This is a genomic window from Bacteroides sp. CAG:189, assembly GCF_000432295.1.
Lineage (GTDB): Bacteria > Bacteroidota > Bacteroidia > Bacteroidales > Bacteroidaceae > Bacteroides > Bacteroides salyersiae.
Window position 1 is genome coordinate 1 of sequence record NZ_HF991116.1, and the last position, 14,127, is coordinate 14,127.

The following is a 14,127-nucleotide window of genomic DNA, read 5'->3' on the forward strand; positions in this document are numbered from 1 at the left end:
ATTTTTATAGACGCATTTTTCTTTTTTTACTTAGGTTGCTATATAGCAATTGAAACCCCTGAAATACTAGACAAAAAATGCAACCACAAAATTAGAATTTTCATATTATTTACATTATGGTTTACATTCTGCATAATATTAGCATTATATCATTCTTCTTTAGATCCTATACTATACCGTATGTTTCATAATATTAATATTTTAATAGGACTATATTCAATATGGTTTTTATATGATATAATATATCCAAAACTTTCACATAGAATTCTCAATTCATCCATATTGTCTTATTCATTTTTCATATATTTAGGACATGAACCATTACTTACTATTTTAAAGAAATTATTTTTATTTTTCGGACATGGTACCCCTATTAATATATTAATAACTTACATAATAACTCCTATTATTAGTATTTCAATATGTATACTAATAGGATATTTTCTTAAAACTCATATTCCATCTATGTATTCAATATTAACAGGAGGACGTAATAAATGATCTCAGTTGTAATACCCTTATATAATAAAGAAAAACAAATAAAAAAGACACTACAATCTGTTTTAACACAAACTTTCCAAAATTTTGAAATAATTATTGTAAACGATGGAAGTACAGATAATAGCGTAATGAAAGTAGAGAATATAATCGACCCTCGTATCCGTTTAATTCATCAACAGAATGCAGGAGTATCTGCAGCCCGAAACAAAGGCATAAATGAAGCAAAATATGAATTGATAGCTTTTCTGGATGCTGACGACGAATGGAAAGCAAACTTTTTACAAACGCTATACAAATTACATATCAAATATCCACAATGCGGAATGTATGCAACCAGTTATATAAATAAAACAGCTTCGGGAAAAGAGAATATCATAACTCTCAATAAATTACCTTTTGAGAAAGAAGGTATATTATCCAATTATTTCGAAGTAGCTGCATGTTCACATCCTCCGATTTGTTCCATTTCCGTGATGATAAAAAAGCAACTGCTAAAAGCAATAAACGGTTTTCCTTCTCATGTCAAATCCGGAGAAGATCTGATAACTTGGGCTAAATTATCTACAATTACACAAATTGCATATAGCACCGAACCTTTAGCCATATATAATATGGGAGAAGGGTATATTCTTACCAATACCCCTCCAAGAACACAAGACGAAAGCGATCCGGTAGGGAATGAATTAAAAATACTATTATCAAAGATGTCGGAAAAGACCCGCAAAGATTTAAAGAAATACATCTCTTTATGGCACAAAATGAGAGCTTCAACAGATATAAGATACAACTTTAAAAAGAAAGCAATTAAAGAGTGTTTTTTATCCCTCAAATATAATCCGATGAATCGAAAGGTTTATTTATTCCTAATAATCAGCATATTGCCTTTTCGTATCAAAAAATACATAATCTCTCACTATATTTAACTCTAATGATATCTACTATTAAAGAAGATCTAAAAGCATATAGGAAAAGTAATGGCAAAATACAATGGGATGAACCGTCCATAATTTGCGTTATCTTATATAGAATAGGACATCGTATTCAAAAAATCAAATTCACCCCCATCCGAATTATATTCAATATTATTCATTTGCCATTTTTCTTTTTGTTCAATACAATTATCGGAATTTATATTCCAAGAGGTGCACAGATCGGTGGAGGATTAAGAATTCATCATTACGGATGCATTATTATTAATCCAGACACTATAATGGGTGAGAATTGTATTTTGAGGCAAGGAGTCACAATAGGAACCAAAAACAAGGATCATGATGTACCGGTTATTGGAAATAATGTAGAATTTGGAGCAGGAGCAAAAGTTTTAGGAAAAATTAAAATAGGAAATAATGTAATAATAGGAGCCAATGCAGTAGTATTATGTGATGTACCAGACAACTCAATAGCTGTAGGTATCCCAGCTAAAATATATCCGAAAAAATCATGAAAATACTTTTAGTACATAATAATTATGGTAAATATAGCGGTGAAGAAACTGTTGTTGACCAAATGGCTGCTATGCTTCAAAAACATGGACATAGCATTTGTTTCTATCGTATGACAACTGAAAATATTCGAGATACTATGACAGGTAAAATCAAAGGATTTCTTTTAGGAATTTATTCTCCTACAGGTGTCAAAAATATGAAAGAAATACTACGTAAAGAAAAACCAGACATAGTCAATATACACAATTTATACCCATTCATTAGCCCAGCAGCCCTTTTTGAATGCAAAAAAGCTAATGTTCCCGTTATTATGACGATTCACAATTTTCGCTTAATTTGCCCAACAGGATTATTCATGCGTAATGAGAAACCTTGTGAAATTTGTTTAGAAAAAGGGAGTGAATGGAATTGTATCAAATATAATTGCGAACATTCTATTTTTAAGTCCATAGGATATACATTGAGAAATGCATATGCAAGATGGACTAAAGCATATAAAAATAATGTGGACATGTTCGCATGTATTACATCCTTTCAAAAAGAAAAATTAATTGTTGCCGGATTTGAAAAAAATAAAATCACCGTTATTCCTAATTTAATGAACGCTCCACAGAAATATGTTACATATCATGGTCGTTATATCGCTTTTTGTGGTAGAATCAGTAGAGAAAAAGGAGTAGATTTAATAATAGAGGTAGCCAGAAAACATCCTGAAATATCATTCAAATTTGCAGGAGAAATAAGAGATATTGATTTGGTCCAAAACTTACCGGTTAACTGTGAATTAAAAGGTTATCTTTCAGGAAAAAAATTAAATACATTTTATCAAGAAGCATCGTTTTTTATCATGGCAAGTAAATGGTATGAAGGCTTTCCAATGAGTATCCTCGAAGCAGCAAAATACGGTAAATGTACTATCGGCCCCAATCATGGAGGATTTACCGAAATTATCGGACAAGGGAAAGAAGCAATAGGAAAACTATTTGAGCCCAATAACATAAAAGATTTAGAAAAACAAATAGTAGAATTGTGGAATAATCAGACACAGATAGAAGAATTAGGAGAAAAAGCTTTTAACAAATTAAAAGAATGTTATGATTCGGAAGTTATTTATAAGCAATGGGAAACACTGTTTAGCAAATTAAAAAATCTGCAATGCCAACAAAAAAAATAAAAGTCAATGAAAACAATAACTTACCAAGAAAATGCAACAAAAAACATCGACAATATTAGGGGGGGGGACAAAACCCATGCCAAACTCGTAATGTAGGATTAGATTTTATAAGAAGTTGTGCCATATTATTTGTAATAGCAGGACATTTTTTCAACTTATATACAGCTTTCAAAATAAGTACTTTCGAAGGAATTTCCCTATTCATACAAGCAACAATCAGCTTCTTGTTCTATACAGGCGTTTCCCTTTTTCTTCTATTAACCGGTTATCTGAATACCAATAAATCAATTAACAAGAAATATTATAAAGGTGGTATCAGAGTCATTATTTCCTACATACTATTTTCATCAATAACAATTATATTCAGAAAATATTATCTGCATGAAAGCCTGTCGTGGATACAATGGGGATTAAAAGTATTAGATTTCTCTGCCATCCCCTACGGTTGGTATATAGAAATGTGGATCGGACTATTTTTACTAACCCCTTTTTTGAACCTATTATATAAAGCGATACCTGACCAGAAACAGAAATTAATACTTATAGGCACATTATACATAATGACTGCACTACCCGATCTTCTGAATAGATATGGAGTACATTTAGTTCCCGGTTTTTGGCAACAGTGTTTTCCGTTGACATTCTACTTTATAGGAGCCTATATACACGAATATAAACCAACAATAAGAAAAGGATGGGCATGGATGATCATATTGGGTATATGTTTGATAAATCCTATTTTTAATCTTATATTTATCCATAATCATACATTAGTACAAATATGTGGAAGTTCCAATGGGGTTTTCGGAATACCAATAGCCGTATTGTTTTTCTTACTGTTTTATCAATTGGATATTCACTCTAAAATAAATAAAAAAATACTGGCTAAAATATCCGTCTTGTCATTGGACATGTATCTGTGCTGCTATATTTTCGATGCAATTTATTATCCATATTTTAAAGAACACTATTTCGTTAACCAGTCTCAATTTGGAATATATTTCTTTATACTTGTGCCTCTTGTGTTTATTTCATCATTTGTTGCAGCGTGGATAAAGGAAAGAACTTTTAAGCTACTAAAGCTACATATATGATAAATGCAAAAGTTAAAAGAAAACATCGTAATTCCTACAAACTTATTTATACTGCATTATTCATTTGTACCCTATTGGCTTATCTCTTGACTAACGATTTTTTCTATTCTTATGTCTGCTATTGGAATGATAGATTTTATGCTAACCCTCAATGGAATCCGAACAAAAGATATAAAGCAGGAATCATAATGGGGGGATTTGGATACATGGATAAATCAACCGGAAAAATAGGCTATGTGATGTACGACAAAAGTAGAACACAAAATGGAATCAGACCGGATATGAGAAACAGGCTGTGGAAAGCCGTCAGCTTATGGAAAGAAGGACATTTGGAAAAGATACTGATCACAGGAGACATGGTGGCAAACATGCATAAAGACGGAACCTCAAAAAAGAATCTATTTCTGCACTATATGAAAAAGTATGCCGGAGTTCCTCCGGAAGTTTTTGTATTTGAACAGCAATCGAAGAATACATACGAAAACGTACTTTTCACATCAGAAATTCTTAAACAGAAAGGGATAGCAGGACAGGATTGTCTTTTAATAACCACGGCGTCACACATCAGACGCAGCCTGAAATGTTTCTCCAAACAAGGGTTCAACATGGACTATTTTTCCGTAGATGCAAGAAGTCCTCTTATGATATCTGCTAATTGGTGGAAGCCGGATATAAAGGTGCTAACGAAATGGAAAGAGCTACTACACGAATGGGGTGGTAGCATCGTTTACCGAACCAAAGGTTATATCTAAAAATAAAATTATGTTCTTTGAACTTTCCAAATTCCTAAACTTCTTTCTCATCTCCCCTATCAGTTGGATATTCCTTCTGTTGATCGGTTTTTGCCTGTGCAAAAAAAAACGTTGGAAAAGGATATTCTTGGTCAGCAGTATCGCCATATTTATAATTTTCACCAACAAGGCATTGGCGGATTATGTAAAGTTTCTAACTATAAAAAGATACAACACGATAGTAGTCGCACCGGGAAAAAGATATAAACTTGCCATCGTGATGGGAGGATTTGCCTCTATGAACAGGGAAACTGGACAGATGAGATATGAACAAGACCGAGCAGACAGGCTTTGGGAAGCTGTAAGACTCTGGAGAAACGGAACCATAGAGAGGATTTTGATAACGGGTGACGGGACATCGATCGTACAACCGGACGGAACTTCGACGGAAAAGCTCTTCCTGCAATACATGGAAGAAATGGGAATACCCCAAAAAGTATTCATTCTGGAAAAGCAAGCGCTAAACACCCGGCAAAATGCACTCTTTACAGCAGAAATACTGAAAACAGAAAACATTAAAGGCGAGGAATGCTTGCTGATCACTTCGGCTACGCATATGAAACGTAGCTTGGCCTGCTTCAAGAAAACCGGTATTCATCCGGATTATTTTCCGGTAAATACGTATGATACTCCTAAAATCATCAATCACAGAACATTTTACCCGCAATGGGAAGCGGCTATCGAATGGCAGGAACTGATGAATGAATGGATAGGTGACCGGGTCTATCAAATAATGGGATATATTTAATTCTACAATATGATGATGAGCTATACAGACTTTCAACCTTATATATTACCAGAAACCGATGATTGGGCGTTGCCTGCCAAAAAAGCTATGGAATTACTGGAATATCTGGAGAGTAAAGGAATGAAGCAGGTGATATGTGTACCACCTGTGAGACAAGAGAATCCAAACAATACTACAGAAAATCTGAAAAAGATATTCCAAAACTTTCAGGCCGGATACAAAGGAAATATCAAACTGAAACTTGCTGCCAGATACCGTCTGGATAGTCTCTTTGAAGAAAAATTGACGCATGAGAAGCTATTAACGATCAGCAACGAAAAAGAATTGCTCGTTGATGTTCACCCACTGAGAAACAACAGTAAAACATGGGAAATGCTGGATACTGCTTTGGCTGCCGGATACACTCCTGTAATCATGCAACCGGAACGAACCATTTACTGGGGAACAGAAGAGTTCGTAAAGCTCAAAGAAAAAGGATGCAGGCTGATGATGAATTTGTACTCTTTCTTCGGATATAATGGCGATGAAGCCCTGAATTATAGTAGAATGTTAATAAGAAGAAATCTATATACCTATATCTTTTCGGGAATGGAAGATACAAAGATAATGCGATACAGCGAATGCTTCAATCTGCATGACAATGAAGAAATAGAGAATTTATTCAAAAAAACAGAAAACGAGAATCACTTTTATTACCAATCACTAATTCTATAATCATATGCTAATCGATCAAATTCAAGAGCTGAAACATTTAGCTCACCAATTATTATATTTAGGAACAGATGATACGCCCATATATGCGGATTCTCTTGCTAAACTGAATAAAGAAGTAACACAAAAAGCGAATGCCCTATTTACGGCCAAAGCCTCAACGAATGAAGAGGAAGCGTTACTCTGTCTTGCGTTATTAATGGGATATAATGCCGTGATGTACAGTCAAAGCGAAATTGAAAACCGGAAACAGGCGGTTCTGGACCGTGCAGGAAAGATATTGGATAAAATATCCCCCTCTCTTCTGAAATGTCAACTTCTGACGTACTGCTATGGTGAAGTTTACGATGAGAAACTGGCCATGGAAGCTCATTCTATCATAGACAACTGGGGAGAAAGAAGACTAAGCGATGAAGAACAGGAAATAGCAGATACCTTAATGAATCTGGAAAATTACCCGTATCCATGGAGTGAAATTAAAGAATAAAAATCAAAGCAGTTACTAAACAAACTTCAACAATAATAATAACGAAACAGTTTTTTTTATAGGCATATAGCATTATGATACAATAAAAAGTGCTATATTTTCCCGAAAGGGAAATCAGAGGTTGATCTGATGTGAATCATATCAACTTTCTAATATTATTGTTTGTTTGTGTTTCCCCTTTCCGGTCTGGCGTGACCAATGGAAAGGGGATTTTTTTATTTATAGGTGATATGTATGATCGATGATATGTATCTGTACTTGCGTACAATAAATCAAATAAAGACTTGGCGATAAACAAATAATTGTGTTTCTTTGTAATAGATAAAAAAGAGAAGATAGAATGGGAAAGCTTTATCCGATTGGTATACAGAATTTTGAAAAATTACGCTTAGGCGGATATGACTATATAGATAAAACAAAATGGATCTATAAACTTGCTAACACAGGAAGTTATTACTTCTTGAGTCGTCCTCGCCGATTCGGGAAAAGCCTTTTGCTGTCTACCCTTGAAGCCTACTTCGAAGGTAAAAAAGAGCTGTTCGAAGGATTGGATATAGAAAAGCTCGAAAAGGAATGGACGAAATATCCGGTTCTGCATCTGGATCTGAATGCAAAGAAATTTGATACTACGGATGATCTGATCCGCCTGATAGACCGCCAACTACTGATTTATGAAGCCGAATATGGTTCATCGGATGCCGACCGCAGCATCGATGACCGATTCTTCACCCTCATCCGTCTGGCATACGAAAAGACAGGGCAGCGTGTAGTGATCCTGATAGATGAATACGATAAACCCATGCTGCAAGCCATAGGCAACGAAGACCTGCAAAAAGAATATCGGGAGACGCTGAAAGCATTCTACGGGATTATGAAAAGTATGGATAAGTATATCCGTTTCGCCTTGCTGACAGGAGTAACCAAATTTGGTAAAGTGAGCGTATTCAGTGATTTGAATAATCTGGACGATATTTCGATGGATGACCGATACATCGAGATATGTGGAATAACAGAACAGGAAATACATGCCTGCTTTGAGGAAGAGCTGAACAAACTGGGCCGAAGCCAGAACATGACCTATGACGAAGTGTGCAGGGAACTGAAAACACGCTATGACGGTTATCATTTCTCGGAGAACACAATAGGAATATACAATCCCTTCAGCCTGCTCAATACTTTTGCCAAAATGAAATTCGGCAGTTACTGGTTCGAAACGGGAACCCCTTCCTATCTGGTGGAGCTGCTGAAACGCCATCATTACGACCTGTACCGGATGGCACATGAAGAAACCAGTGCCGATGTACTGAACAGTATAGACTCCAGTTCCACCAATCCGATACCAGTCATCTATCAAAGCGGATACCTGACGATAAAAGGATACGATCCGCGTTTTCGTGTTTATCGATTAGGATTCCCGAATAAAGAAGTAGAAGAAGGATTTATGGAATACCTCCTCCCTTTTTATGCCAATGTGGACAAGATAGAATCTCCTTTCCAGATCATGAAATTTGTACACGAAATAGAGCAGGGAGATTACAATGCTTTTTTCCGCCGTTTGCAAAGCTTCTTCGCAGATACTCCATACGAACTCGTACGCGATTTGGAATTACATTATCAGAATGTACTTTTCATTGTATTCAAGTTAATAGGTTTCTATGTAAAAGCGGAATATCATACTGCGGAAGGACGTATCGACCTAATGCTGCAAACCGATCGCTTCATTTATATCATGGAATTCAAACTGGAAGGGACAGCTAATGAAGCACTGCAGCAGATTGAAGAAAAACAATATGCCTTGCCATTTATAAAAGATTCACGAAAACTTTTCAAAATCGGAGTAAATTTCAGCGCGAAAACAAGAAATATCGAGGAGTGGAAAGTGAAATAACAGAAATAAGATGAGAATAATCAAATTTACATACACAACAAAACTCAAACAAAAAATAAAATTATTTTTTATTTTAAACAATTACAAGATAGCACATTACAAAAAACTTTGAAAACTAAATGAATAAAAGTTTGTGCATTCAAATATGTTATATTAATTTCACCAAAAATTAAAACTAATAATATCATGAAATGCACAAACAAAAACGCTGTCAGACACAGTCTGGCGGTAGTAATTCCCTTTTTATGTTTTTCCTGTATCAACAGTATTCAGCCGTTAGAAGAATCTTCAGAGACACCTCACTCGCCTACCTATAAAGATATCCCTATTGCAATATCTGCTCAGATTTTACAGGTTGAGGTTCAGGTCCATACACGTACCACTAACAACGCATTTGACGAAAACGACGCAATCGGTCTCTACGTATTGGCACAACCGGAAACGATAGGTGGAGCAAGACATATAGATAATATGCGGTTTGTTTATTCATCGGCAGGATTTATGCCGGATGAAGAAATATATTATCCCAAAGGAGACGGCAAATGTGATTTCATAAGCTATTATCCTTACCAAGAAGAAGGGGTTTCCCAAAATAGTAACGATATAAAAATCAGCGTTAATGCAAATCAAAGCATAGCTACCGATTATAGCCATTCAGACTTCATGATAGCTAAAATACAGGGAATATCTCCGAGTATGAAAGCAGTAAATTTAAAGCATAACCATAAACTTTCCCAACTAAACATCATTTTACAACTCAACAAAGAAGAAGACATAAAAGAGTTACAAGAAAACGCAACCATATCCATCAGTAATCTTAACACAAAAGCTATTTATAATATAGATACTGAATTATTCAGCTCACTCAACAATCCGCAAAACATTATTCCCAACGGACAATGGGAAGCAGATGAAGAGAATCACCAACTCACAGGAAAAAAGGTAATTCTTATTCCGCAACCTACTACCGGATGTGAACTGACGCTACGTACGAAAAACAAAATTTACTCTGCCGTTTTACCGGAAGATTTAATATTGGAAAGCGAAACCAGTTGCGAACTCCTGCTAATATATGACTCAAGAGTAGGAATTGGCAAAATCAGCTCATCCATAAGCGAATGGAAACAAGGAGGTAGTAGCAACGCCACTCTTGAAGAAAAAGAAAATAATAACTCGATAAGTATCTCCGGACTGAATTTTGAAAAAACAGGGATATACCACCTTATAACTTCTACAAACACCGTAATTGGAAAAATTTGTAAAGAATATCTGCTAAATGAGGATATCAATGCACAGGCAATTGTTCTATATCCGGCAGATAATGATGAGAGGGGAACTGTTTTACAGATAGTAGGTGAAAACAAAAGTCTGCACGGAGGAAGCGTTACTTGGGATAAAGTCAATAATTCAATGACATATACACCTGGAGACCAGATACCAATCGAGGAAATTTATGCGGATAAAGACGGAAATGTCATCTTTGAAAAGAGTGAAAACATGCAACCGGTTTTAGCGGCAGAAAACGTATTGACAGATATCAGAGGTTCTGAAACAATTACCTGTCCCATAGTGAAAATAGGAACACAATACTGGATGCAGGAAAACCTGAATGTAACTAAATACAATGATGGAACTGCCATCACTAACAACACAGCCTATTTAAATAAGACAACAGCCGGCTATTACTTGCAAAATTCCAACCACTTTTATAATCAAGCAGTCATCGCCACTGGGAAAATCGCCCCGCAAGGATGGAAAATACCGGATATCACAGAATGGGATATGCTGAAAACTTATTTGAAAGACGATGCAGCAACCTTGAAAACAGGTATATGGACCTCAAATGAAGGAACACCTCAAGCTAATAATAAAACAGGATTCAACGGAAAGCCGGTAGGTATTTATTCTAAAGATGGAGAAAAAGCAATCATTTACGGTTACTCTCAAAGATATGCTGCATATTGGACCATAAAAGACAATCAAACAACACCGTATGAGACAAGTATCGCCCTAAGCAATAAACTAAAAGAAGTCGGAAAGGTTTTTAATACCGATTACTGCGCTTACTCTATACGCTGTATAAAAGAGTAGCATAAGTATAAAAAGAGTTGTATAAAAAACACTTTTGGATAATTGTATGAGAAATCATTTACCAATAATAGTAAGCATATGGATTCTGACAGGGAGCGTTTTCTGTATCTGGTCGTGTGTCAATAGTATCGGAGAAGAAGAGAATGAAAAAACAGACTCTGTTATTCCTGGTAATATCCCCATCAAAATCAGTGCGAAAACACTCCATAGCCAGATCTACCAAAAGGATTGTGACGATGCCATCGGATTGTATGTGCTGATATCGCCTACAACCTTGGATAAAGAACGTTATATAGAAAACAGACAATTCAAATGTAAAGCTTCCGGTTTTGTTACGGAGGAAGAAGTTTATTATCCGGCAGAAAAAAACAAATGTGATTTTATCAGTTATTACCCTTACCAGCAAACAGGTATCACCGCAGGAGAGCAGAAAATAAATATATCCATCCGAACAGATCAAAGCCCGGCGACTAATTATAATCGCTCTGACTTTATGACGGCACAGGCCAATAACATATCTGCCGTTAAGAAAAACATCGAACTGCACCATACACATCGATTATGCCAACTTACAATCAGAATCAAACCGACGAATGGATACGACATTAATATCCTAAAAAAGAGTAATCCTGTCATTCGTATAAATCAAGTTTTCACACAAGCGACTTACGACTTTGACAAAAACGAAATTTCCTCACTCGGTAAACCGCAAAATGTTGCCCCAAACGGAGAATGGAATATTGACAACAATACATTGACCGGAAAAAGAAGCATATTGATTCCACAAACGATACCGGCAGGAAATGAAATTCTCACATTATCCATAGATTCTAAAAAATATGAATGCCAACTCACAGAAAACTATGAACTGGAAAGCGGAACTACCTGTGAACTTACATTACGATATGATCCGGTATTAGGGATCAATGGAATCACAGCAGAGATTAACGACTGGAAGGAAGGAAACAAGAGCGAAATTACTCCGACAGAAAAAGAAGAAAAAACGGGTATTCCCATCAGTGATTTCGATTTCGAACAAAGTTCTGTATACAGTATCATTTCTGAAGGAAAGATAGTAGCAGAGGTATGCAGAGAGTATCTGTCATCACCGGAAGTACAGGCGCAAGCAGTCGTAATCTATCCTGCAAAAGACGGAGTAAACGACTGGCGAAAGGGAATTGTCCTACAAATTATAGACGATGACAGAAAAATACATGGTGGAAAAGCCATATGGGATAGAAAAACAAACACACTGAACTACGTACCCGGTAACCTTGCTCCTATCCTTTCTTTCTACATTGCATCGGATTTATCGATCGAATTTTCCGAACCCGCCAAACCACTCCTGTTATCCATCAGGAAAAAGGTACTAACCGATATAAGAAAAGATGAAACCTGCATATATCCTATTGTAAAAATCGGTACACAGTACTGGATGAGAGAAAATCTTAAAACAGTATTCTATAATGATAACAAAAAGATAACTGCAAAAACAACATCCAATTATTCTAAAAGTTCTGCCGGATATTTTAAGGAAAAGACCTATTTATTCTATAATAAAGCAGCAGTCACCAGTGGTAAACTCGCTCCCAAAGGATGGAAGATAGCGGATAACAAAGTCTGGCAATTACTAAAATCATATATTAAAGAAGACGGAAGCGTTCTAAAAGGTCACAAATTATGGAAGAAATCGGAATATACGGCATCCGATCTGACAGAGTTCAACGCCATTCCTACAGGCATTTTCACCAAAGAGAAAGGAGCAAACTCCAGCATCTACGCATTCGCCGGAGAATATGCAATATATTGGAATATGGGAAATGATCAGAAAACATTGGCCGAGAAAAGCATCCTATTAAGATATGACAGTGATCAAACGGCAGAAGCAAACCATTCTGATTTTTGCGGCTATTCAGTGAGATGCGTACTGGAAAACAGTGAGCAATCTGACGACTATACCTCCATGAAATAATTCAAAGAGGCGCTGCACACTGTCAATGAGAACAGGGAAACAGGCCGGAAATAAATTCAAAACAAACTGAAAATAACTTTTTGAGGAAAATTTAAACAGACTCTAAATGCAGAAAGATGTTTTTTAAATTATCTTTGTAGGCCGTTTACTGCGTAGAAAGAGCGAAACGGCAGATAACAATATAATTAACTAAATAAAAAGCAGAAGAATATGGCAATGCATACATGGTTTGAGTGCAAAATCCGTTATGAAAAACTAATGGAAAACGGAATGAATAAAAAAGTTACCGAACCTTATCTGGTAGATGCACTCAGCTTTACAGAGGCAGAAGCACGTATTATCGAGGAAATGACTCCATTCATCACAGGAGAATTTACCGTTTCGGACATCAAACGTGCCAATTACAGCGAGCTGTTTCCCAGTGAAGAAGAATCAGCAGACCGTTGGTTTAAATGTAAACTTATCTTTATCACACTGGACGAAAAAAGCGGTGCGGAAAAGAAGACATCCACACAAGTATTGGTGCAAGCCGCCGATCTGCGTGACGCCGTAAAAAAACTGGATGAAGGCATGAAAGGTACAATGGCCGATTATCAGATCGGAATGGTATCTGAAACTCCGCTCATGGATGTATATCCATACAGCGCAGGCCCCAATGATAAACCGGAAGTCTGATTTAGTGATTAGCGGATTAGTGACAGGTGATTAGCGGCTGCGCTGTATAAGGCATAAAATTTATCACTCGTCACCAATCCACTAATCATTGATTGCTTCTTACTGCTAATGAGTTTATCATTTATCATTAATCACTTATCACTAAATACATGAATATTGCGGAGAATTTAAAGCAAGTACTGGCCGAACTACCTTTGGGAGTCCGTCTGGTTGCTGTTTCGAAATTCCATCCCAATGAGGCGATAGAAGAAGCTTACAGCACAGGACAGCGTATTTTTGGAGAAAGCAAAGTACAGGAAATGACAGCCAAACATGAAAGTCTTCCTAAAGACATCGAATGGCATTTCATCGGACATTTGCAGACGAACAAAATAAAGTATATGGTTCCTTATGTAGCTATGATTCACGGAATCGATTCGTACAAATTACTTGCAGAAGTCAACAAACAGGCTGCTAAAGTAAACAGGGTCATTAAATGCCTGATACAGCTGCACATTGCACAGGAAGAGACCAAATTCGGTTTCAGTGCTGAAGAATGTAGGGAAATGTT

14 protein-coding genes are annotated in these 14,127 nt (G+C 36.1%); all 14 read left to right on the forward strand.

The window, feature by feature from the left end; all coding sequences use genetic code 11:
• The first annotated feature begins 6 nt into the window (after nt 1–6).
• Nucleotides 7–501 (forward strand): acyltransferase family protein, encoded by a 495-nt coding sequence (locus QVP90_RS19920; RefSeq protein ID WP_369678150.1) that lies wholly within the window; start codon nt 7–9, stop codon nt 499–501.
• A complete protein-coding gene (locus tag QVP90_RS16015; RefSeq protein ID WP_021936993.1) occupies nt 498–1,424 on the forward strand; it encodes a glycosyltransferase family 2 protein in 927 nt (308 codons plus the stop codon). Before QVP90_RS19920 ends, QVP90_RS16015 begins: the two co-directional genes overlap by 4 nt.
• Nucleotides 1,425–1,429: 5 nt before the next feature.
• On the forward strand, nt 1,430–1,945 hold the full coding sequence (locus QVP90_RS16020) for a serine O-acetyltransferase (RefSeq protein ID WP_021936994.1): 516 nt from the start codon (nt 1,430–1,432) through the stop codon (nt 1,943–1,945).
• Nucleotides 1,942–3,120: a glycosyltransferase family 4 protein gene (locus QVP90_RS16025; protein ID WP_021936995.1), complete on the forward strand. Its 1,179-nt coding sequence runs from the start codon at nt 1,942–1,944 to the stop codon at nt 3,118–3,120. Before QVP90_RS16020 ends, QVP90_RS16025 begins: the two co-directional genes overlap by 4 nt.
• A gap of 134 nt (nt 3,121–3,254) precedes the next feature.
• A complete protein-coding gene (locus QVP90_RS16030; protein WP_288204851.1) occupies nt 3,255–4,214 on the forward strand; it encodes an acyltransferase family protein in 960 nt (319 codons plus the stop codon).
• A complete protein-coding gene (locus tag QVP90_RS16035) occupies nt 4,211–4,966 on the forward strand; it encodes a YdcF family protein (RefSeq protein ID WP_021936997.1) in 756 nt (251 codons plus the stop codon). The genes QVP90_RS16030 and QVP90_RS16035 overlap by 4 nt, the downstream gene beginning before the upstream one ends.
• A gap of 10 nt (nt 4,967–4,976) precedes the next feature.
• Nucleotides 4,977–5,753 carry a YdcF family protein gene (locus QVP90_RS16040; RefSeq protein WP_021936998.1) on the forward strand — a complete coding sequence of 259 codons (777 nt, stop codon included), beginning with the start codon at nt 4,977–4,979 and terminating at the stop codon, nt 5,751–5,753.
• A 12-nt stretch (nt 5,754–5,765) separates the two neighbouring features.
• Nucleotides 5,766–6,467, forward strand: a complete 702-nt coding sequence (locus QVP90_RS16045; protein ID WP_021936999.1) for a CpsB/CapC family capsule biosynthesis tyrosine phosphatase — start codon at nt 5,766–5,768, stop codon at nt 6,465–6,467.
• Between the two features lie 4 nt (nt 6,468–6,471).
• The gene (locus QVP90_RS16050) at nt 6,472–6,951 is read left to right on the forward strand and encodes a UpxZ family transcription anti-terminator antagonist (protein WP_021937000.1); all 480 of its coding nucleotides are present in this window, start codon (nt 6,472–6,474) and stop codon (nt 6,949–6,951) included.
• Between the two features lie 340 nt (nt 6,952–7,291).
• On the forward strand, nt 7,292–8,839 hold the full coding sequence (locus QVP90_RS16055) for an ATP-binding protein (RefSeq protein WP_021937001.1): 1,548 nt from the start codon (nt 7,292–7,294) through the stop codon (nt 8,837–8,839).
• 186 nt (nt 8,840–9,025) lie between these two features.
• A complete protein-coding gene (locus QVP90_RS16060) occupies nt 9,026–10,930 on the forward strand; it encodes a fimbrillin family protein (protein WP_021937002.1) in 1,905 nt (634 codons plus the stop codon).
• 46 nt (nt 10,931–10,976) lie between these two features.
• Nucleotides 10,977–12,902 (forward strand): fimbrillin family protein, encoded by a 1,926-nt coding sequence (locus tag QVP90_RS16065; RefSeq protein WP_021937003.1) that lies wholly within the window; start codon nt 10,977–10,979, stop codon nt 12,900–12,902.
• A 210-nt stretch (nt 12,903–13,112) separates the two neighbouring features.
• Nucleotides 13,113–13,577, forward strand: a complete 465-nt coding sequence (locus QVP90_RS16070) for a DUF4494 domain-containing protein (RefSeq protein ID WP_005930967.1) — start codon at nt 13,113–13,115, stop codon at nt 13,575–13,577.
• A 149-nt stretch (nt 13,578–13,726) separates the two neighbouring features.
• The coding region (locus tag QVP90_RS16075) for a YggS family pyridoxal phosphate-dependent enzyme (protein WP_288204841.1) at nt 13,727–14,127 on the forward strand (401 nt) is incomplete at its 3' end.